The following is a 22,237-nucleotide window of genomic DNA, read 5'->3' as shown; positions in this document are numbered from 1 at the left end:
CACCTTCCCCCTGCAGGCGGCGGCGGGAGACAGGTTGTCGTTATCTTTTGGGGCTCTTTTTCGGCACAATCAAGAGCATGACTCCTAGCCCTGCCGTCTCCGCTGCCGGCGCCCTTGCCGCAGACCATCCACTGATGGACGGCCGCACAGCGGACTCACCGCTGATCACGGCCTACCGCGGGGGCAAGCCGTCCCGCCGTCCCGTCTGGTTCATGCGGCAGGCAGGCCGGTCGCTGCCGGAATACCTCAAAATCCGCGAGGGCATTGCCATGCTGGACTCCTGCCTGCGGCCCGAGCTGGCCTCCGAGATCACGCTGCAGCCCGTCCGCCGCCATGACGTGGACGCCGGCATCTTCTTCTCGGACATCGTCATACCGCTCAAGCTCGCCGGTGTCGGCGTGGACATCGTGCCCGGGGTCGGCCCGGTCCTCGATCAGCCCGTCCGGACGGCGGCGGACGTTGCCGCACTGCCCCAGCTCACGTGGGAGGCCCTGGAGCCGATCCGCGAAGCTGTCCGCCTTACCGTGGCGGAGCTGGGGAAGACGCCGCTGATTGGTTTTGCCGGCGCCCCGTTCACCCTTGCCGCCTACATGGTCGAAGGAAAACCCTCGCGCGACCACCTCGGTCCGCGGACCATGATGCACGCCGACCCGGAAACGTGGAACGCGCTGGCCAACTGGGCAGCCGACGCCTCGGGAATGTTCCTCCAGGCGCAGCTGGAGGCCGGCGCCTCTGCCGCCCAGCTCTTCGACTCCTGGGCGGGCTCGCTGGGACTGGCCGATTACACCAGGTACGTCGCACCGGCGTCGGCCCGCGCCCTGGACCATGTCCGCCACCTTGGTGCCCCGCTGATCCACTTCGGCACCGGAACCTCCGAACTCCTCGTTGCCATGCGCGACGTGGGCGTGGACGTGGTGGGTGTTGACTACCGGCTCCCCCTCGACGAGGCCAACCGCCGGCTGGGCGGAAGCGTGCCGCTGCAGGGCAACATCGACCCCGCACTGCTGGCCGCACCGTGGGACATCCTCGAAGCCCATGTTCGCGAGGTCATCGCCGCCGGTTCCATCGCTCCCGGCCACGTCCTGAACCTCGGGCACGGCGTGCCGCCGGAAACGGACCCTGATGTCCTGACCCGGGTGGTGGAGCTCATCCACTCCATCTCGCCGGAGTAACCGGTGGGCAGTGCTCCGGGCGGGCCCCGAACGGCGCTGGTGGTGGGCGGTGGAATCTCCGGGCTGCTGGCCGCACGGGACCTCGCCGCAACCGGCTGCACGGTGACCGTGCTGGAGGCGGGACCCGCCTGGGGCGGCTGCGTGGGCAGCCACAAGGTCGCCGGACTCACGCTGGACAGCGGCGCCGAATCCTTCGCCACCCGCTCGGACGCCGTCGCCCGCCTCTGCACCGAACTGGGCCTTGCCGGCAGGATCGTACCCCCGCGGCCGGGCGGTGCCTGGGTTCAGCTCCCCAGCGGACCCCGCGAACTCCCCAGGACCGGCGTTCTCGGCATCCCCGCCAACCCCTGGGACCCGGAGGTGCGCCGCACTCTGGGCGTCCTGGGCTCACTTCGGGCATCCCTGGACCGCCTGCTGCCTGCCTCCGTGGGGGCAGGCGGGGATGTCACCAGCGTCGCCGCCCTGGTTCGGGCCCGAATGGGATCGCGCGTCCTGGAACGCCTGGTCTCGCCGGTCGTGGGCGGCGTCCATTCCGGCGATCCCGGCCTGCTCGACGTCGACATGGTGGCCCCGGGCCTGCGCGCCGGCCTGCGGAAGCACGGTTCGCTCGCTGCCGCGGTGGCAGCGCAACGGCGAGGCCCCGGCACCTCCGCCACGTCTCCTGCTGCCCGGCCAGCCAAAGCCGGTTCCGCCGTCGCGGGCCTCGAAGGCGGCATGCACACCCTCGTGGACGCCCTGGTGGCGGACCTCCGCGGCCGCGGCGTCACCCTTATGGCGGGCACCGCCGCCGATGCGGTCTCCCGCACTCCCGACGGCTGGGAGATCGAAGCGGCAGGGAGCACCTTCCACTCGGCCCTGCTGGTGGTGGCCGTGGACGGTCCGGCCGCCGTCGGGCTCCTGGAAGGCGCAGTGCCGGCAATCGCCGGAAAGAAGCCGGCAGCCGGGCCCGACGTCAAGCTCGTCACCCTGGTCCTGGACAACCCGGACCTGGACCGCCGCCCCCGCGGAACCGGCATCCTGGTGGCACCCCAGACGCCGGGCGTCGAGGCAAAGGCGCTGACGCATGCCACGGGCAAATGGGACTGGCTTGAAGCCGCTGCCGGCCCGGGACGCCATGTGGTCCGCCTCTCCTATGGGCGGGTGGACGGTGCGCCGGCGCAACCGGCAGGCCCGGAAACCGACCAGGAACTCTTCGCGGCCGCGCTGCGGGACGCATCATCCCTGCTTGGCGTCCGCATCACGGAAGGGGACGTACGGGGCTGGGACGTCGTGCGGTGGCGGGGCTCCCTGCCGTTCGCCGCGGTGGGACACCGGGCGCGGGCAGCGGAGATCCGCCAGGCATGCACCGCCGCCGGCGGCCTGGCCGTCGTGGGCGGCTGGGTGGCGGGGAACGGCCTGGCAGCCGTGGTGGCCGACACACGTGAGCAAATCGGCCGACTGGCCGCCGCCTGAACATCTCCGCAGGTCAGCGACCCGGCCCGAGGGTGAACCCCGCCCGGGTTGCCCGCGCCGGCGCCCTTCCCGGTTTCCAATCGGGACGGCGTTCTGGTTAGGGTCGATGACTATGGTTCAACACAGGTCCGAGCTTTCCATGTCCCGGACCGGTATCCATGGGGGAATCCGACGCGGGGCCGCAGCCGCGGCCGTCGGAGCGGTACTGGTTCTATCCACCGGCGTCCAGGCGTCCCTGGCCGACGATTCCGCACCCCCTCCCCAGGACCCCGCCGCGGAAGCCCGGGCCCAGGACACCGCAGGCGGCGCACCCGCCCCTGCCGGCCGCACTCCCGGCGCCAAAGCCCCGTCCATCCTTGCCGTTCCCGGCGCCCTCGTGCCGGCGGTGAAGGCAACCCTGTCCACCGGTTCACCGACGGCCACGGCCGGCGCCACCGCCGATGCGTCCGCCAGCGCACAGCCCCTTCCCGACCTGACGCTTCCCACGGTCCCGGTGACGCCCCTGGCGCCCGGAGTGCCGTCAACCGCATCCGCGGCCGCCGGCAGTCCTTCGTCCCCGGCGCCTGCTGCGCCAGGTTCCGGCACAAAGGCAGGGACCGGCGCAGCGCCCGGGTCTGCTTCCCAGCCGGGACCCGCAGCGGCCCCGCCGCCCGGCACAGCACCTGCCGCCGGCCCTGGCAATGCCGCGGGCGCAGGCAACGGTGCAGGCGCGCCCGCAGCCGTCACTGAAGTCGACGCGGGCCCTGCGGGCGCAGGCGGGCCCGCAACGGGCCAGGACGGCCTGCCGGGAACAACCGGAGCGGCTGCAGCCGCACCCTGGGGCGCCGCCACAGCCGCCCCATCGGCTTCAGCCCTCCCGACGGCGTTGTCCATCAACGCACGAAACTCCCAACCCACCCGGGCGCCGCAGGCTGCCGCGGCTCCTGCCGGCCCCACGCGCGCAGTGTCCTCCACCCGGCCGCTGCCGGATCTGCAGGCGCCCATGGTCTGGCTGGGTGCTGGGCTGGTAGGCGTGGGAGCGGCGGCAGGGCTGGTTTTCCTGCGCATGCGCAGGCCCTTCTAAGGCTGGGGAGCGTGGCCCGCCGCACCGGGAAACGTGACATTGCTCACTTCTACGAGTTGTAGAACTCTTCGGTTTCGCCTTGGGGGCGGCGAAGGGGCAAACTTGTAACCATGAGCCACACTTCTGCCGAATCTGTCACTAAAACCGAAGAATCAGCCGAGCAGTTCTTTACCCTTTGGACGGTTTTCAAGCGGTCGGAGGCAGTGGTCCGCAGCGCTGATGCTGCGGCCGACTTCGAAGCACTGCTGGAACGCCTGGCCGCCGCCGGCGTCACGCACCGGGGCAGCTACGACGTCTCGGCCATGCGCGCCGACGCCGACGTCATGGTGTGGCTCCACGGGCCCAAGCCGGAGGCCCTCCAGCAGGCCATCCGCGACATCCGCCGCAGCACCCTGTTTGCCGGGACGGAGATCGTCTGGTCCGCCATGGGCGTTCACCGCGAGGCGGAATTCGCCAAGAACCACACGCCCGCCTACTCCCGCGGCGTCGCCCCGGCCGAGTGGCTCTGCGTCTACCCCTTCGTCCGCTCGTACGAGTGGTACATCCTGCCCGAAGCTGAGCGCGGCAAGATGCTCCGCGACCACGGCCTCCTGGGCCGCGACTTCCCCCAGGTCATCTCCAACACCGTCTCATCCTTTGCGCTGGGCGACTGGGAGTGGATCCTGGGCCTGGAGGCACCCGAACTTGTTGACCTGGTTGACCTGATGCGCCACCTGCGCGCCACGGAGGCACGCAACCACGTCCGTGAGGAAGTCCCGTTCTATACCGGACGGCGGATCACCGCCGATGAAGTAGCAGAGGTGCTCGCATGAATCCGCTCGACCCCACACTCTCCACCGCCGTCAACCCCGTCACCGAGGCCGGCCGCATGGCGCCCAAGAACTACGACGCCGTCCTGCTCGCCTCCTTCGGCGGCCCGGAAGGGCAGGACGACGTCATCCCGTTCCTCCGCAACGTCACCCGCGGCAGGGGCATCCCGGACGAGCGGCTCGAGGAAGTCTCGCACCACTACCGCGCCAACGGCGGCATCAGCCCCATCAACCAGCAGAACCGCGAGCTCAAGGCAGCGCTGGAAGCCGAACTTGCTGCCCGCGGCATCGACCTTCCTGTGCTGTGGGGCAACCGCAACTGGGCGCCGTACATCCCCGAGACCCTGCAGGCAGCGTACGACGCCGGCCACCGCCGGGTGCTGATGCTCACCACGAGTGCCTACTCCTGCTACTCCAGCTGCCGCCAGTACCGCGAGGACATCGGCATGGCGCTCACGGAGACCGGCCTGGACGGCCGGCTGGAAGTGGACAAGGTCCGCCAGTACTTCGACCACCCCGGTTTCGTGGAACCCTTCGTGGAGGGCACCGCCGCCGGCCTGGCCGAGGTCCGCGCCAAGCTCGCTGCTGCCGGGACGCCCGATGCCCCGGTGCACGTGCTGTTCGCCACCCACTCCATCCCCACCCGCGACGCCGAGGCCGCCGGCCGGTCCGAGGGTGAGCCGCGCGAATTCGAGGAAGGCTCCGCCTACGTCGCCCAGCACCTCGCCAACGCCGCCGCCGTCATGGGCAGGGTCGAAGCCGAATCCGGCCAGGCCGCGCCGTGGTCCCTGGTGTACCAGTCCCGCTCCGGCGCCCCGCACGTGCCGTGGCTTGAGCCGGACATCAATGACGCCATCGAGGAACTGGCGGGCCAGGGCGTCAAGGGCATCGTCATCGTTCCCCTCGGCTTCGTCAGCGACCACATGGAAGTCGTCTGGGACCTTGACACCGAAGCCATGGAAACCTGCGCCAACCTCGGCCTTGCCGCCACCCGGGTCCCCACGCCCGGCACCCACCGGAAGTTCGTCAACGGGCTCGTGGACCTCATCTGCGAGCGGACCGAGGCCAACAACATCAGCGACCGGCCTGCACTGACGGATCTCGGCCCCTGGTACGACGTCTGCCGCCCGGGCTGCTGCGCGAACTTCCGCGGCGAAAAGCCCACCATCGCAGGCGCCGACACCACCGTTGGCACCGGCCACGACCCGTACCCGGCAACTGCCGGCGAAACGGCCCAGCCGTGACCGTCCGCATCGGAACCCGTGCCAGCAAGCTGGCACTCACGCAGACCCAGCAGACCGCGGACCAGCTTGCCGCGGTCGGAGGATTTCCGGTGGAACTGGTGCATATCCGCACGGACGGCGATGTCCTCACCGGCTCGCTCTCCCAGATGGGCGGCACCGGCGTCTTCGTCGCTGCCCTGCGTGACGCGCTGCTGCGCAATGAATGCGACGTTGCCGTCCACTCCCTCAAGGACCTGCCCACCGGCGCGGCCGTGGGACTCAGCCTTGCCGCCACGCCGCGCCGGGTGGACGTCCGGGACGTGCTGTGTGCCCGTGACGGGCTGAAGCTGGCGGACCTGCCCGCCGGAGCCCGCGTCGGCACCGGTTCCCCCCGGCGTGCCGCGCAACTGCGCGCCGCACGGCAGGACCTGGAGATCGTGGACATCCGCGGCAATGTGGACACTCGACTGGGCCGCGTTCCCGGACTGCCCGGCAACGCCACGGACCAGGTGGTGCCCGGGAAGTCATGCGACCTGGACGCAGTGGTGCTGGCTGCCGCCGGACTGGAACGCATCGGCAGGCTGGACGCCGTGACCGAGTACCTCGAAACCGACGTCATGCTTCCCGCCGCCGGCCAGGGATCCCTGGCGATCGAATGCCGGACCGCCGACGCGCCGCCGAAGCCCGGCTCCGCCGAAGGCTCCCGGGAGGTTTTGGCCCAGGCCCTAACCGCCCTTGATGATCCCGACACGCGCCTGGCGGTTACCGCCGAACGCGCCCTGCTCGCCCGGCTGGAAGCCGGCTGCGCAGCCCCGGTGGGCGCCTACGCCTACCGGAAAGGCAGCATGCTGCACCTGGAAGCCGTGGTGTGCGCCGTTGACGGCACCGCGACGGTCAGGGACAAACGTGCCACGGACGGCCTGACGGAAGTCGGAGCCACCCTGCTCGGCATCGAGCTGGCCGAGGCACTCCTCGCCGCCGGCGCCGCCGGCATCGCAGATCTGCAGGCGTCCTGACCTGGCGATGACGGAGCCATCCCGCATGTCCGGATCCCGCCAGCCGCCCAGCGACACACCGCTGGGCGGAGCCAGGGTCCTGGTCACGCGCAGCCCGGAACGGTCGGCCGCCCTCGTATCGGCCCTCGCCAAGGCCGGCGCCGAACCCGTCCTGCTGCCGCTCATCGACTTCGAACGGGCACCCGACCAGCACGCCCTCGACGTCGCCTGCGATGCCCTGGCGGCGGGGGCCTTCGACTGGCTGGTGCTCAGCAGCGCCACTGCGGTGCACGTCCTGATCGAAAAGGCGGCCGAGCGGGGCCTGGGGCTGGGCAACCTGGTCCCCGCGGGCACGCGCGTCGCGGCCATCGGCCCGGCAACACGCAGGCTGCTCGAGGCCGGCGGACTGGCCGTTGCCCTCACCCCGCCCGAAGAACAATCCGCCGCCGGCCTGCTGACGGCCTGGGAGGGGAGCGGCAGGGTACTCCTCCCGCAGGCGGACATCGCCGCCCCCGCCCTGTCCGAAGGCCTGGCGGCAGCGGGCGCCGCTGTCACCGCCGTGACGGCGTACCGCACCGTCGACTATCCAGCGGCAGCGGAGCGCAGGCTCGCCGTGGCGCCGGAAGACGGCGACGGCGGCCCGCAGCCGCCGTCGTACGCCCTCCTCACGCCGGAAACGGCCGCCGCAGAAATTGCCCAGGGCCGGATCGCCGCGGTGATCGCGGCTTCTCCCAGTGCCGTGCGCCGGATCGCGGCGCTGGGCCCCCTGGCGGGCTGCCGGCTGGTGGTGATTGGCCGTTCGACGGCGGAACAAGCCACCACGGTGGGCCTCACCGTCGCCGCCGTGGCCGCGGAACCCACGCCGGAGGGGCTGGTGGCAGCCGTTGCCAAGGCCCTCAACCCGCCCTGACCGGCCCGATGTAAACCCCCGTTCGAGCACGCTTCTCCAGACAACGCGAAGACAGGATCCATGACTTTCCCCAACCAGCGCCCCCGCCGCCTGCGCACCACCCCCGCCATGCGCCGCCTGACCGCCGAAACCCGGTTGTCCCCGGCCGAACTCATCCTTCCCGCCTTCATCCGGGAAGGACTGACCGAGGCCAACCCCATCACGTCCATGCCCGGCGTGGTCCAGCACACCACCGACACCCTGAAACGGGCCGCCGCGGAAGCCGTTGAACTCGGCTTGGGCGGCATCATGCTGTTCGGCATCCCCGAGACCCGTGACGCCGAAGGCTCGGCATCCCTGGACCCGGACGGCGTGCTGAACAAGGCCATCCGCGACGTCCGCGCGGAGGTGGGCGATGACCTGGTGATCATGAGCGATGTGTGCCTGGACGAGTTCACCGACCACGGCCACTGCGGAGTACTCGACGCCGACGGGTACGTGGACAACGACCGCACCGTGGAAATCTACGCCCGGATGGCCGTGGCGCAGGCGGAAGCCGGCGCCCACATGCTGGGCCCCTCCGGCATGATGGACGGCCAGATCGCCGCCATCCGCACGGCACTGGACGACGCCGGCCATGCCAATACCTCCGTCATCGCCTACGCCGCCAAGTACGCCTCGGCGTTTTATGGGCCGTTCCGGGAAGCGGTGGACTCCCAGCTCAAGGGCGACCGGCGGACCTACCAGATGGATGCCGGCAACCGCACCGAAGCCCTGCGCGAGGTGGAACTGGACCTGGCCGAGGGGGCTGACATCATCATGGTCAAGCCAGCCATGAGCTACCTGGACATCGTGGCGGACACTGCCGCCATGAGCCCGGTGCCGGTGGCGGCCTACCAGATCTCCGGCGAGTACGCGATGATCGAAGCCGCGGCCGCCAACGGCTGGATCGACCGCCGCGCAGCCATCACCGAATCAGTCCTGGGCATCCGCCGGGCCGGCGCCCACATGGTCCTCACCTACTGGGCGGCGGAGCTTGCCGGCTGGCTGAAGGAGTCCCGGTGACGGAACAACCGTCCGCCGGACCCACCACGCCCGTGGGGGAGGACCGCATCCTCCTCGGCCTGAACACCTTCGGCGACGTCGGTGTCGAACCGGACGGCAGTCCCCAGCCGCACGCCCAGGTGCTGCGGCAGCTGCTCGAACAGGCCGAGCTGGCAGACGCCGTCGGACTCCATGCCTTCGGCGTGGGGGAGCACCACCGCAAGGACTACGCAGTCTCTGCGCCGGAAGTCTTCCTTGCCGCCGCCGCAGCCCGCACCACGCACATCCGGCTGGGCTCCGCCGTCACCGTGCTGAGCTCGGATGACCCCATCCGGGTGTTCCAGCGGTTCTCCACGGTGGATGCCATCTCGAACGGCCGGGCAGAGGTCATGCTTGGCCGGGGATCCTTCGTGGAATCCTTCCCCCTGTTCGGGCTGGACCTCGCCGATTACGAGATGCTCTTCGAAGAGAAGCTTGAGCTGTTCAGCAAGGTCCGGACCCACAAGCCCGTGCACTGGGAGGGCCGCACCCGGCCGGCCCTCCACGGCCTCAGCGTCTTCCCGCCCCTGGAGCACCACCTGCTGCCCACCTGGATCGGGGTGGGCGGAACGCCGGAATCGGTGCTTCGCTGCGCGCAGTACGGTTATCCGATTATTTTCGCCATTATCGGCGGCCAGCCGCGGGGCTTCCGTCCCCTGGCCGACCTCTACCGTGAAGCGATGGCCAAGTACGGGCACCCCATGCAGCAGATGGCTACCCATTCACCCGGCCACGTCGCCGACACCGATGAGCAGGCCCGCGAGGAGCTGTTCCCGCACTGGCTGGCCCTGCGCAACAAACTCGGGGCGGAGCGCGGCTGGGGTCCGGCTGGCCGCGGCGAGTTCGACGCCCTGTGTTCGTCCGAAGGTGCCCTCTACGTGGGATCGCCCGAGACGGTGGCGCAAAAAATCGTCCGGCTGAAACGGAATCTCGGCGTGGACCGCTTCGACCTCAAATACAGCAACGGGCCGCTGCCGCACGCCGCCATGATGCGTTCCATCGAACTGATGGGCACGGCCGTGGCTCCCCGCGTGGCTGAACTGCTCGCCGGCTAACTGAGCTTGCCGGCCAACTGAGAGAATAGGAACCATGACTTCCAGCAATCCTCGCAACGAGGCACTCTTCGACCGCGCCCGCCAGCTGATGCCGGGCGGGGTCAACTCACCGGTGCGCGCCTTCGGGTCAGTGGGCGGCACCCCGCGCTTCATGGTCTCCGCGAAGGGACCGTACCTCACCGACGCCGACGGCAAGGAATACGTGGACCTGGTCTGCTCGTGGGGTCCCGCGCTGCTCGGCCATGCCCACCCCGCCGTGCTGGAGGCCGTGCACGCCGCCGTTGACCGCGGCCTGTCCTTTGGTGCCTCCACCCCGGACGAGGCCAACCTCGCGGAAATCGTCAAGGAGCGCGTCCCGGCTGTCGAACGCCTCCGGATGGTCTCCACCGGCACCGAGGCCACCATGACGGCGGTCCGGCTGGCCCGCGGATTCACCGGCCGCAACCTGATCATCAAGTTCGCCGGCTGCTACCACGGACACCTGGACGGTCTCCTCGCCGCCGCCGGTTCCGGGGTGGCCACCCTGGCGCTGCCCGGCTCCGCGGGCGTCACCGAAGCCACCGCGGCCGAAACCCTGGTGCTGCCCTACAACGACCTCCAGGCCGTCAAGGAAGCCTTCGCCACCCACGGACCCAACATCGCGGCAGTCATCACCGAAGCCGCACCGGCCAACATGGGCGTCGTCACCCCGGCTGAAGGGTTCAATGCAGGGCTTTCGCGGATCACCCGCGAGCACGGGGCGCTGCTCATCGTTGACGAGGTCCTGACCGGCTTCCGCACCGGCTACTCCGGTTACTGGGGCCTGACCGGCGGCGCGGCGGACGCCGAGGATCCGTGGACGCCTGACCTGCTGACGTTCGGTAAGGTTATCGGCGGCGGCATGCCGACGGCGGCCCTTGGCGGCCGTGCCGACGTCATGGACCACCTTGCCCCCACCGGCCCGGTGTACCAGGCGGGCACGCTGTCCGGGAACCCGGTGGCCATGGCCGCGGGCGTCGCCACGCTGACCCATGCCACCCGCGACGTCTACTCGTTCATTGATGTCCGTTCGCTGGAGTTGTCCTCCGCATTGTCCACCGCACTGGACGCCGCCGGGGTGGACCACTCCATCCAGTTCGCCGGGAACCTCTTCTCGGTCGCCTTCGGCACCTCCGCCCACGGCGTCCACAACTACGCCGACGCCCAGGCGCAGGAAGCCTTCCGCTACGCACCGTTCTTCCACTCGATGCTGGAATCGGGCGTCTACCTGCCGCCGTCGGTCTTCGAGGCCTGGTTCCTGTCCGCCGCGCACGACGACGACGCCATGAACCGGATCTACGACGCCCTGCCCGCCGCGGCGAAGGCGGCCGCAGCCGCCCAAGGCTAGAACCGCCGTCGTCGTGCGCGACATGGCACATCGCGGCAATGTTGCGCCGCCGCATTGCCGTTAAGTGCCACTCGCAGGGCCTGAAATACAGGAAAACCCCGGTTTGCATGTGCAACCGGGGTTTTCCTGCGTCGTGGCCGGGTGGCCTAGAGGACGTCCGAGAGGAAGCCCTTGAGCCTGTCCGTGCGGGGCGCCGTGAAGATCTGCTCCGGGGGCCCGGATTCGACCACCACGCCGGCGTCCATGAAGGTCACGGTGTCCGACACGTTGCGCGAGAAGCCCATCTCGTGGGTCACCACCACCATGGTCATGCCGCCCTTGGCCAGGTCCGCCATCAGGGAGAGGACACCCTTTACCAGCTCGGGATCCAGCGCGGACGTGGCCTCATCGAAGAACATAACCTCCGGCTTCATGGCCAGCGCACGGGCAATGGCCACGCGCTGCTGCTGTCCGCCGGACAGGTTCGCCGGACGCGAGTCCGCCTTGTGCTTCAGCCCCACCAGGTCCAGCTGCTCCAGGGCCTGGCTGCGCGCCTCCTCCTTGGACAGCTTGCGCAGCTTCCGGAGGGCGAGCGAGATGTTCTCCTCCACCGTCTTGTGCGGGAACAGGTTGAACTGCTGGAACACCATGCCGATCCGGCGCCGGAGTTCGTCCGGGTTGTCCTTCAGCACCGAGCGGCCATCGAGCAGGATATCGCCCTGGTCCGGTTCGATCAGGCGGTTCATGACCCGCAGCAGCGTGGACTTGCCCGAGCCGGAAGGGCCGATCACGGAGGCCGTCGTGCCCTGCGGAACATGCAGGTCGATGCCCCGGAGGACATGGTTGCTGCCGAACGACAGGTGGATGTTCTTGGCGCTCAGTGTTCCGGACGTGAACCCGCTCATGCCTGCGCTCCCTTCCCGACGACGGCTGCAGCGTCATCCGGTTCTTTCTTTTCCGGCCGGCCGGTGCGCAGCCGGGCATCGATCCAGTTCACGAAGTGGGTCAGCGGGATGGTGAGCACCAGGTAGAACACGGCCGCAGCCACATACGGCGACAGGTTGCCTGTGGTGGCCGCCGCGTCCTTGCCGATCTGGAAGATTTCGCGTTCCGTGGCCAGCAGGCCCAGGAGGAACACCAGCGAGGACTCCTTGATCAGCGCGATGAACTGGTTCACCAGGGCCGGCAGGACCCGGCGGATGCCCTGGGGAACCACCACGAGCCGCATGGATGCGCCGTAGCCGAACCCCAGGGCCCGGGAGGCCTCGAGCTGTCCCTTGTCCACGCTTTGGATGCCGGAGCGGAAGATCTCGCCGATGTACGCCCCGGACATGAGCGACAGCGCCGCGATGGCCATCGGGTACGGGCTGGTGGAGCCAGTCAGCTCCCGCACGATGGGCCCGAACCCGAACCCGATGACCAGGATGGTCAGCACCGGTGGAAGGCCACGCAGGATGTCCGTGTAGACGCGGGCGATCCAGCGTGCCGCTGCGTTCCGGGAGATCCCCATCAGGGCGAGCAGCATTCCGAGAGCTGTGCCGATGATGCCCGAAATGATGGCCAGCACCAGGGTGTTCGGCAAACCGACGGCGAACATCTTGGGGATGACTTCGCCCATCGCCTTCCAGTCAAGGAAGGTGTCCGCGAGTTGCTTGAGGATATCCATGGAACGCCCTGGTTACTTGGCCGCGGGGATCTTGACGGCCTTGCTGCCCGGCTTCCAGCCCTGCGGGGTCTGCTCGGCGGCCGTGGGACGGTCCTTGTACCATTCCGAGGTCAGCTTGGTCCAGGTGCCGTCTGCAATCACTGCGTCCAGTCCGGAGTTCAGGGCGTCGATCAGCGGCTGGTTGTCCTTGTTCACGGCGTAGGCGGTGAAGTTCTGGGTGTTCACAACCTTCTCGGCGATCTTGGTGTTGTCGCCTTCCTTGACCTGGCCGGTGGCCTGCTGGGACGGTGCCACCCAGGCATCGATCTGGCCGTTCTTCACGTTGCCGTAGACCGTGTTGTAGTCCGGGAAACGGACCGGTTCAAGCTTCAGCGTGTTGGTGACGTAGTCATCCTGGACGGTACCCTGGACGACGCCGATCCGGACGCCTTCCTTCAGGTCGGCGAAGCCGTTGACCTTGGCACCGTTCTTGGTTACCACGGCCATGTAGCCGAAGTCGTAGCCGTTGGTGAAGCCAACGGTCTTGCGGCGGGCGTCCGTGGTGGAGATCGAGGAGGATCCGACGTCGAACTGCTTGTTGGCCACCTGGGACAGCAGGGCGGAGAAGTCCGTGGACGCGAACTCGACCTTGAGCCCGAGCTTGTCGCCGATGGCGCGCAGCAGTTCGTTGTCGTAGCCGGTGAACTTGCCGGACGGGTCGATGAAGATGTTCGGCGGGGCATCGGAAAGGGTTCCGACACGCAGGGTGCCCTCGGTGATGAGGCCGAGCTTGGTCTTGTCGATCTTGTCGATCGGGGTGACGTCGGCGGTGGTGTACTTGTCCAGCGTCTGCTGGTCGCTGCCGGCGAGTGCATCCGTGGGGGTGCCGCTGGGCTGGGAGGAGCCGCCGCCGCAGGCTGCGAGGGAAACCGCGAGGGCAAGTGCAACGGGAGCGGCAGTGAGCCACTTCATCGCTTTGATTTTCATCGGGTTGTCACTTTCGTATGAGTCATAAAGTCGACCGGGCCGCCAGGCAGCGCTGTGGCGCCTGGCACCTGCCCGAAGCCGGTCCGGCCATCCGGGGCAGGGGTGACCGCAAAACTTTATTGTCTCACTACGATGAATTCGGGGTGCTTCCCGAAGAACCGGCTCCTGCAGGAGACGTGGTCCGAATGATGTTCTGCTATTCGTGGAGTCCAGGTGCAGTGTGGGTCCTGCCCGGCGTGGATAGCGAATCCGTGCACGCCAGCGGGCAGGGGTTTTATTAACGAGCGTGACTGTGACTTGCCTCCCATATAGTTGGCGGCGTGCGCCGGGACCGCTAGAAGCCACCCGCCGTGGCATCCTGGGGCGGCAAGACCGGCCAGTCACCCTCGATGACGGCGGCCGGCTTCGTTTTCCGGAGGTACTCCTGGAAGTCCGATGCCTGGCTGGTGGCCCAGTCCACCTGCAGCTGGTGCAGCTGGCTGGCCGGCATCATCAGCTTGGGGAATTTGCCCGCCATCGCATCCAGGACCCGGAGGGTGGCCAGGGCATCAGCTGCCGAGGTGTGGGCGTTGTCCAGGACCACGCCGTACTCCTCGCACAGCGCGCTGAGGGTCCGCTTGCCCTTGCGGTACCGGTCCACCTGCTTGTTCATGATGTAAGGGTCCAGGACCGGGAAGCGGGTGAGCTGCGGGATACCGTAGCGGGCGGATTCCGCCGCGAGGACGGTGAAATCGTAGCTGGCGTTGAAAGCGATCACCGGGGTACCGGCATCAAAAAGCTCCTGCAGTACGGCGGCGACCTCGCGCGTGACCTCATGCGCGGGCCTGCCGTCCCGCCTGGCCTGGTCGGTGGTGATGCCGTGCACATCGCTTGCCTCGGTGGGAATCTCCACCCCCGGATCAGCCAGCCACTCGTGCTCCTTGATGACGCCGCCTTCGTGGTCCACCACGGTGATGGACGCGGTAACAATTCGTGCCGCCCTTGAATTGCGGCCGGTGGTTTCAAGGTCGAAGGCTGCGCGCGGGAGGGTATTCCAGGAACTCATGCTTCAACGCTACGGGGACCCACCGACAATTCCGGGGAACGCCACTGCGGCTACATTGGATCAATGCGCAACGAGTACGTCCAGGCGGTCCTGGCCATTGTCCGGCTGGTGCCGGCGGGGTCGGCAGTGGCGTACGGAGACGTTGCCGAGCTCCTGGGATCGGGCGGCCCGCGCCAGGTGGGCTGGGTCATGAGCCACCACGGGGGCAGTGTTCCCTGGTGGCGGGTCCTCAAGGCCAGCGGCCATGCACCCGAGGGCCACGAGGCGGAGGCACTGCTCCGCTACCTTGACGAGGGCACACCCCTCGCAGGCAGCTACAGCTCCTTCCTGAAAACGGGGGAGGGCCGGTGGCGGGTGGACCTGGCGGCAGCGCGCTGGGCGCCGACGGACAGTGATTTTGACCGCATTGACGCCATGGCCGAGGACCTGGAGCGCCGGCTCCATAAATTGTCGGTGCCTGATGATGGAATGATTGTGTGACAGTAACAATTCCTTTGACCGGCCCCCGGGGACCGCGCCGGCAGGAGCCTGACGAAGGCCAGGGGCAGGGCTATACCGGGGCTGGATCCCCGGCCGGCAGCCCGGCACCGCAAGCCAGCCCGGTCCTTCGCCTGCTGCCGCCACGGCGGGTGCACGCTGCCGCCCTTCCGCTCACCCCCGACCAGCAGGCGGCGGTCGACGTCGTCCAGGGTTCCGGGCCGGTCCTGGTGCCGGGGGCCCCCGGCACCGGAAAGACCACCGTCCTCGTTGAGGCAGCCGTCCAGCGGGTGGTCCGGGACGGCGTCGACCCGGAACGCATGCTGATCCTCGCGCCCACCCGCCTTGCAGCGGATTTCCTCCGCGACCGTTTCACTGCCCGGCTGGACCGGAGCCTCAGCACCACTCCGGCCAGGACGTGGGCCTCCTACGCGTTTGATCTGATCCGCCGCGCCAAAGCCGAAGGCGTCATCCCGCTTCCCCGTCCGCCCCGGCTGCTGTCCGGCCCGGAACAGGACCTCATCATCAAGGAGCTCCTGGAAGGCCACAGGATTCCGGGACTCGAACTGCCCTGGCCTGCAGATTTGCACGGTGCGTTGGAAACCCGCGGCTTCCGCCAGGAGGTGCGGCAGCTCTTCGACCGCATCATCGAGTCGGGCCGTACTGCCGGGGACCTCGCGCGGCTGGCGGATGAATGCGGCCGCCCGGACTGGAAGGCCGCAGCCGCCCTGTACGCCGAATACCGCGATGTCCTTGACCTGCGGATGCCGGAAGCCTTCGACCCCGCAGGGATCATCACCGCGGCCCGGCAAATCTTCCAGGACGCACCGGATTTCCTCGCCGCGGAACGCTCCCGGCTGCAGGTCGTCCTGGTGGACGATATCCAGGAGGCCAACCCGGCCATCTTCGAGCTGCTCGCAGATATCGCGGCCGGCAAGGACAGTTACATCACTTCCTCCCCGGACACGGTCGTCCAGGGTTTCCGCGGAGCCCGGCCCGACCTTGTCGCCGAGCTGCCCCGGCTGCTGTCAGCCCAGGGCCCTGTCCTTGAGCGGCCCCTGTGGCACGCCCACGGCCTGGCGCCGGCAGTGGCAAAGGCATGGATGAGTGTGGCCGGCCGCATTTCGCAGCGTGCGGGCGGACAGCTGGCACGGCGCCTGGAGCCTCCCGTCCGGTCCGGGCAGCCGGACTCCGGTGGCGGCTCCGGCAACGTTGAGGCACATCTGGTACCCACACCTGTGCACGAACTGCGGTACGTTGCGCAACGGATCCTGGACCAGCACATCAACCACAACCGCGACCTGGCGGACATTGCCGTGATCGTACGCAACGGCGGCCAGGTCAGCGAGCTGCAGCGCTACTTGTCCGGGCAGGGTATTCCCGTCCAGGTGCCCGTGGCCGAGTCAGCCGTCCGGGACGAGGTAGCCGTGCGCCCGCTGCTGGATGCTTTCGCCATCGCCCTCGATCCTGGGCTGCTGACGCCGGAGGCTGCGGTCTCGCTGCTTACATCCCGGATCGGAGGCGCCACCTCCATTGAGCTGCGCAGGCTCCGGCAGTCCCTGCGGCGTGAGGAACTCCTGGGCGGCGGCGGCCGCGCCAGCGACGCGCTGCTGGTTGAGGCACTGCTGGAACCCGGCGCGCTGGGTGCCTTGGGCATCGAAGGCCGGGCCGCGCGGCGTACGGCCCGGATGATCCAGGCCGGACGCGAGGCAGCCGGACTGGCCGGCGCTAATGCCGAATCCGTCCTGTGGGCCATCTGGAATTCCACCGGGTTGTCCACTGCCTGGACAGCCACCGCGTTGGCGGGGGGACCCCACGGGGCGCGTGCCGACCGCGACCTTGACGCGATGATGGCGCTCTTCCACACGGCGGAACGCTACGTGGACCAGATGCCCGGCGCCGGTCCGGAGCAGTTCCTGGAATACCTCCTCAACCAGGAGCTTCCCATGGACACCCTCGCCGCCCGGGCGCAGGTTGATGATGCCGTGGAACTGATGACGCCGGCCAGCGCGGCGGGGCGGCAATGGCCCGTCGTCATCATCGCGGGACTGCAGGAGGGAGTATGGCCCAACACCAGGCTCCGCGGTGAACTGCTGGGCAGCACACTGTACGCGGACGCGGTGGAACATGGTCCGGAGTACGCCCTCCGGCGCGACCCGCTAAGCCGGCTGCGCGACATCCGCTACGACGAACTCCGCAGTTTTTCCACCGCGGTATCCAGGGCGCGGGAACTGCTGCTCTGCACGGCGGTCTCGTCCGAAGACGACCAACCGTCGTCTTTCCTGGACTTTGTTGCACCCTTGGAACCGGGGGAGGAGGACCGGGCCTTCACCAAGGTGGAACGGCCCATGACGCTGCGCGCCCTGGTCGCTGAGCTTCGGCAGCACGCCCAGCTGGCCGGGAAGCGCTCCGGAGATGGGGCCGGCAATCTGAAGGACGGAACCGCGCAGGCGGAGGAAGCTGCACGGGTCCTGGCACACCTCGCGTCGGTGGAGCCGCCTGTCCCCGGGGCGCACCCCAACACCTGGTGGGGGCTTGCCCCGCTGACGTCCGTCGAAGCAGTGGTCCCCCCGGGAGGAACAGTGTCAGTATCCCCGTCCAAGGTGGAGACCGTGCAGAAATCGCCCCTGGATTGGTTCGTCCAGGCAGCGGGCGGGGAACCGGCCACGGACTTCGCCCGGAGCCTTGGCACGTTGGTGCATGCGATTGCGCAGGACATGCCCGATGCCTCCGGCTCCGAGTACGTTGCCGAACTGGTGCGGCGCTGGCCGGCCCTGGGCATGAAGGACAACTGGGAGGGCAGGCTGGACTTCCAGCGCGCCGAGGCCATGGTCCGCAAACTGGCGCAGTATGTGCTGACCATGAGGAGTGAAGGCCGGAGCCTGCTGGGAGTCGAGCAGGACTTTGAAGTGGCCCTGGGCAAGGTGACCGTGGACGAAGCGGCCCCGCGTGAAGCGGTGCTGCGAGGCCAGGTGGACAGGTTGGAGATCGACGGCGAAGGCCGTCTGGTGGTGGTCGACCTCAAGACAGGCAAGCGCCAGCCAGGCAAGGATGAGCTGTCCCGCCATCCGCAGCTTGGCGCCTACCAGGCTGCCGTGCTTGCCGGCGGCTTCGACGCCGGCCTGGGTGAAGCCCGGAGTTCATCGGGCGGCGCGGTGCTGGCCCAGCTCGGCACCAGTGCCGTCAACCCGGCAGTCCAGCAGCAGGAACCACTCGATCCCGTTGAGAACTGGGCACTGGACATGGTGACGGAGGCGGCTGCGGTGATGGGCGGAAACGAATTCACCGCCCGTCACGATCCGGCCAAGGGAAGCCACGGCGGCCACGGCTGCAGGCTCCCGGAGGTTTGCCCATTATGTGTGCGTGGAAGGCAGGTCACCGAATGAGCGAGGCCCTGGCAGCGGAGGACACCACCCCCGCGGTTCGCTTCAGTCCCGAAGAATTGACCGCGATGCTCGGCGGAAGCAACATGCCCACACCCGAGCAATCCGCCATCATTTCTTCCCCCCTTGCACCCAGGCTGGTCATTGCCGGGGCCGGTTCTGGAAAGACGGCCACCATGGCAGACCGGGTGGTGTGGCTGGTGGCCAATGGATGGGTCACCCCCGAACAAGTCCTGGGCGTCACCTTTACCCGGAAGGCGGCCGGAGAACTCGCCAGCAGGATCCGGTCCAAGCTCCTGGCTTTGCAGCGACTGGCCGCCAGGGAGACCGCACGCGGCGTCTTCCCGGACGGCCTGCTCAGCAGCGACGCCCTCGAACCCAAAGTATCCACCTACCACTCGTTCGCCAGCGGCATCGTCTCCGACTACGGACTGCGGCTGGGGGTGGAGCGCGACGTCGTCCTGCTGGGCGGCGCGCAGGCCTGGCAGCTGGCCAGCGAGGTGGTGGAGGCCTACGACGGCGAGTACGCGCACTTCCGGGCCGCAAAGTCCACCCTGGTGAAGGCCGTCATCCAGTTGGCGGGAGAGTGCGCCGAACACCTCCAGGAACCCGAGGACGTTGAAGCGTGGCTCATGGGGCGCCTTTCGGAGTTCGAGTCCCTGCCCTACGTGGCCGGCAAGAAACGGAACGCTTCCAAGGCCGCCCTGGATCTCGGGGCAATGCTCCGGACCAGGGCAAGCGTCGCGGACATGGTGGGGCGGTATGCAGCCGCCAAGCGGGGCCGTGGTGCCCTCGATTTCGGCGACCTGGTGGCGCTCGCCGCGAAGGTGGCGCAGGACGTTCCGCTGGCCGCCCGGATGGAACGACAACGGTACAAAGTAGTCCTCCTCGACGAGTTCCAGGACACGTCGCATGCGCAGTTGGTCCTCTTTTCCCGGCTCTTCGGCGAAGGCCATGCAGTGACGGCGGTAGGGGACCCAAACCAGTCAATCTATGGTTTCCGTGGCGCCTCGGCAGGCCAACTGTTCCATTTCGTCCGCGAGTTTCCCGTCCGAACCGATGCGACGGACGGGAGCAACGGCTGGGCGCCGGCTCCCACCTCATACCTGACAACAGCATGGCGGAACGGCCGGTCAATCCTTGCCGCGGCCAACGTGATGTCACAGTCCCTGAGCCGTACCGCGGCGCAGAATGCCCCTGCCGGAGGCAAGGCTGCCACGGCTGAAGTACCACCGCTCCAACCCAGCCCGCACGCCGTGGAGGGCACTGTGTTGCTTGGCCGCTTTGCCAGCGACGTCGATGAAGCTGCCGCACTGGCAGACGACGTCCTGAAATACCGGGTGACCGACTTTGAGCGGAAGGCTGACGGCACCACCGAACCGCCGGCGCTGGCAGTCCTGTGCCGCAGACGGGCCCAAATGGAGCCCGTCCGGCGCCAGTTCGAGGCGAGGGGGATTCCCTACGAGATCGTGGGTCTTGGGGGGCTCCTGGACACGCCGGAAATCGTCGACCTGGTGGCCACGCTGCGCGTCCTCGCCGATCCCGGCAGGTCGGACGCCCTCATGCGGCTGCTTGCGGGCGCCCGGTGGCGGATCGGTCCCGCCGACCTCATGGCTTTGCGCGACTGGTCCAGCCAGCTCGCCCGCAGGCGTGGAAAGGCGGTCAACAGTTTCGACGGCGATGACCCTGACAGCGACACCGATGAAGCTGACACTTTTGTCCTCGAAGGGGACCTGACCGACGGCGCCAGCCTGGTGGAGGCCTTGGATTTCCTGCCGCGGGAAGGGTGGACATCGTCCAACGGCCGCACCCTCACGTTCGAGGCGCGCAGCAGGCTGGCCCGGTTGTCCACGGAGCTGCGTCAATTGCGGGGTTACCTGGGTGACGACCTCATTACGCTTTTGGGCGAAGTGGAGCGGGCCATGTTGCTTGACATTGAAGTGGCGGCGCGGCCGGGGATCAGCATTCACCAGGCCCGGCGCAACCTTGATGCCTTCCACGACGCAGCCGCGGGATTCCTCCGCACCTCACAGCGGGTGGACATCCTGGCTTTCCTGGCTTGGCTGGAAGCCGCAGCGGCGGAAGAGAACGGATTGGAAGCCCCGGCGAGCGATGTCAACCGCGAAGCCGTCCAGCTGTTGACTGTCCATGCTTCCAAAGGCCTGGAATGGGATGTTGTTTTTGTCCCCGGATTGAATGCAGGTGCCTTTCCCAGCGACCGGGACTCGCGCTGGAGCAGCGGAGCGGCTGCACTGCCGTGGCCCCTTCGCGGCGACCGGGCCGACCTCCCGCAGTGGGATCTCGACCAGCCCGACCAGAAAGGCTGGCTGGACGCCGAGAAGGTCTTCAAATCCGACGTACAGGCACACGGTGAATCGGAGGAGCGGCGGCTGGCCTACGTCGCCTACACACGGTCGAAGCATGTCCTGTGGGTCTCCAGTTCCGCCTGGGTGGGTTCACGGGCCGGCCGCGCGGAAATGTCCCCCTTCCTGGCCGAACTCGAATCCTTGGCCCCGGCCGCCGGTGGTGCTGCCGCTGCCGGCGTCCGTGTTCATCCGTTATCGCTGGCGGAGGCAGCCCTGCCGGATTCGAGTCCGCTGACACTTGGAACGGAAGAAGCGTGCTGGCCCTACGACCCCCTCGAAGGACCCGTTGATCCTCAGGATGGTGCACGGTTGAGGCTGGTCCCGGGCCGCCGGACGGCCATGGAAGCGGCCGCGCAAAGAATACTCGCAATCCTGGAGGACGGCGGAAGCGGGTGGCAGCCCGCGGAAGCCCCGCAGGAAGGCAACGTCCCGACAGCGGGCAGCTCCGGGCAGGGGCGCGGGACCTTGGCGCAGGTACGGCCCGGCCTCAGCGGCGCGGCCGCGGGCTGGGCGCGGGAAGCAGCGCTGCTGCTGGAGCGCCGGTCACGGCGGCGGGATGGCCAGGATGTACACCTGCCCACCCATATCTCCGCCTCGACCCTGGTAGACCTGGGGGACGATCCGTCGGCGGTGCTGGGCCGGTTGCGGCGGCCCGTTCCGCGCGAACCGGGGATGTCGGCACGGAAGGGAACAGCTTTCCATGCGTGGGTGGAGGAGTACTTCGGAAATGCCGGAATGCTCGACCTCGGCGAAGCCCCGGGTTCAGACGACCACATCGATGCCGCCTACGATCTCGATGAGATGGTGGCTACCTTCAAAGCTTCCCCGTGGGCCCAGAGGTCCCCGGCGTTCGTTGAAGTCCCGGTGGAAACCAGGGTGGGGGAGGTAGTGGTGCGCGGCCGGGTGGATGCGGTGTTCCGCGACGCGGACGGTCGCTGGGACCTGGTGGACTGGAAGACCGGCCGCCGCCCGTCCGCCGCAGAACTGAGGACACGCTCGATCCAGCTGGCCGTGTACCGGCTCGCGTGGGCGCGCCTTAAAGACGTTCCACTGGAGGAGGTGCGGGCTGCTTTCTTTTACGTTGCGGACAACGCGATCGTGCGGCCGCACGATCTTGGCTCGGCGGCTGAGCTGGAGGGAATCATTGCCGCTGCCCTGAATCGGCCATCATCCTGACCAGGCGTTCAACCCGACCAGCCCTGACCCGGGCCTCCCACTGCGCGGTGGCAGGCACGATGGAAGCCGGGA

17 protein-coding genes are annotated in these 22,237 nt (G+C 68.6%); 13 read left to right on the top strand and 4 right to left on the bottom strand.

Annotation, left to right across the window (positions count from 1 at the left end; translation table 11 throughout):
* Positions 1–77 precede the first annotated feature (77 nt).
* The 10 genes from hemE (at position 78) to hemL (ending at position 11,107) form a co-directional block, all read left to right on the top strand.
* Complete coding sequence (gene hemE / locus PUN71_RS04350; RefSeq protein ID WP_277797466.1) at positions 78–1,172, top strand: uroporphyrinogen decarboxylase; 1,095 nt, start codon at positions 78–80, stop codon at positions 1,170–1,172.
* A 3-nt stretch (positions 1,173–1,175) separates the two neighbouring features.
* Entirely contained in the window at positions 1,176–2,624 is a 1,449-nt protein-coding gene (gene hemG / locus PUN71_RS04345) for a protoporphyrinogen oxidase (RefSeq protein ID WP_277797465.1), read from the top strand.
* Between the two features lie 112 nt (positions 2,625–2,736).
* A complete protein-coding gene (locus PUN71_RS04340) occupies positions 2,737–3,687 on the top strand; it encodes a hypothetical protein (RefSeq protein ID WP_283532391.1) in 951 nt (316 codons plus the stop codon).
* A 110-nt stretch (positions 3,688–3,797) separates the two neighbouring features.
* Positions 3,798–4,499: a hydrogen peroxide-dependent heme synthase gene (gene hemQ, locus PUN71_RS04335; protein WP_277797463.1), complete on the top strand. Its 702-nt coding sequence runs from the start codon at positions 3,798–3,800 to the stop codon at positions 4,497–4,499.
* Positions 4,496–5,740, top strand: a complete 1,245-nt coding sequence (locus tag PUN71_RS04330; protein WP_277797462.1) for a ferrochelatase — start codon at positions 4,496–4,498, stop codon at positions 5,738–5,740. The genes hemQ and PUN71_RS04330 overlap by 4 nt, the downstream gene beginning before the upstream one ends.
* Complete coding sequence (hemC, locus tag PUN71_RS04325) at positions 5,737–6,735, top strand: hydroxymethylbilane synthase (RefSeq protein ID WP_043450618.1); 999 nt, start codon at positions 5,737–5,739, stop codon at positions 6,733–6,735. Before PUN71_RS04330 ends, hemC begins: the two co-directional genes overlap by 4 nt.
* Before the next feature lie 25 nt (positions 6,736–6,760).
* Complete coding sequence (locus PUN71_RS04320; protein WP_277797461.1) at positions 6,761–7,624, top strand: uroporphyrinogen-III synthase; 864 nt, start codon at positions 6,761–6,763, stop codon at positions 7,622–7,624.
* A gap of 60 nt (positions 7,625–7,684) precedes the next feature.
* Positions 7,685–8,668, top strand: a complete 984-nt coding sequence (hemB, locus tag PUN71_RS04315; RefSeq protein ID WP_277797460.1) for a porphobilinogen synthase — start codon at positions 7,685–7,687, stop codon at positions 8,666–8,668.
* Positions 8,665–9,741: an LLM class flavin-dependent oxidoreductase gene (locus PUN71_RS04310; protein WP_277797459.1), complete on the top strand. Its 1,077-nt coding sequence runs from the start codon at positions 8,665–8,667 to the stop codon at positions 9,739–9,741. The genes hemB and PUN71_RS04310 overlap by 4 nt, the downstream gene beginning before the upstream one ends.
* Positions 9,742–9,775: 34 nt before the next feature.
* Positions 9,776–11,107, top strand: a complete 1,332-nt coding sequence (hemL, locus tag PUN71_RS04305) for a glutamate-1-semialdehyde 2,1-aminomutase (protein WP_043450628.1) — start codon at positions 9,776–9,778, stop codon at positions 11,105–11,107.
* Between the two features lie 146 nt (positions 11,108–11,253).
* On the opposite strand, the gene PUN71_RS04300 is transcribed toward hemL, so the two are convergent.
* The 4 genes from PUN71_RS04300 to PUN71_RS04285 form a co-directional block, all read right to left on the bottom strand.
* On the bottom strand, positions 11,254–11,991 hold the full coding sequence (locus PUN71_RS04300; protein ID WP_043450631.1) for an amino acid ABC transporter ATP-binding protein: 738 nt from the start codon (positions 11,989–11,991) through the stop codon (positions 11,254–11,256).
* Positions 11,988–12,752, bottom strand: a complete 765-nt coding sequence (locus PUN71_RS04295; RefSeq protein WP_277797458.1) for an amino acid ABC transporter permease — start codon at positions 12,750–12,752, stop codon at positions 11,988–11,990. The genes PUN71_RS04300 and PUN71_RS04295 overlap by 4 nt, the downstream gene beginning before the upstream one ends.
* Positions 12,753–12,764: 12 nt before the next feature.
* Entirely contained in the window at positions 12,765–13,718 is a 954-nt protein-coding gene (locus tag PUN71_RS04290; RefSeq protein ID WP_277797457.1) for an ABC transporter substrate-binding protein, read from the bottom strand.
* Between the two features lie 334 nt (positions 13,719–14,052).
* On the bottom strand, positions 14,053–14,763 hold the full coding sequence (locus PUN71_RS04285) for a 3'-5' exonuclease (RefSeq protein WP_277797456.1): 711 nt from the start codon (positions 14,761–14,763) through the stop codon (positions 14,053–14,055).
* Positions 14,764–14,826: 63 nt separating this feature from the next.
* Between PUN71_RS04285 and PUN71_RS04280 the strand changes: the two genes are divergently transcribed.
* From PUN71_RS04280 to PUN71_RS04270, 3 genes are read left to right on the top strand one after another with little or no spacing between them, the layout of a single operon-like run.
* The gene (locus tag PUN71_RS04280; protein WP_277797455.1) at positions 14,827–15,243 is read left to right on the top strand and encodes an MGMT family protein; all 417 of its coding nucleotides are present in this window, start codon (positions 14,827–14,829) and stop codon (positions 15,241–15,243) included.
* A complete protein-coding gene (locus PUN71_RS04275) occupies positions 15,240–18,626 on the top strand; it encodes an ATP-dependent helicase (protein WP_502859977.1) in 3,387 nt (1,128 codons plus the stop codon). The genes PUN71_RS04280 and PUN71_RS04275 overlap by 4 nt, the downstream gene beginning before the upstream one ends.
* Positions 18,623–22,165, top strand: a complete 3,543-nt coding sequence (locus PUN71_RS04270) for an ATP-dependent helicase (protein WP_277797454.1) — start codon at positions 18,623–18,625, stop codon at positions 22,163–22,165. The genes PUN71_RS04275 and PUN71_RS04270 overlap by 4 nt, the downstream gene beginning before the upstream one ends.
* Positions 22,166–22,237: the final 72 nt, after the last annotated feature.

Origin of the sequence: Arthrobacter sp. NQ7, from assembly GCF_029581595.2 — a bacterium.
Classification (GTDB): domain Bacteria; phylum Actinomycetota; class Actinomycetes; order Actinomycetales; family Micrococcaceae; genus Arthrobacter; species Arthrobacter phenanthrenivorans_B.
This window is presented reverse-complemented; position numbering and strand designations above follow the sequence as displayed.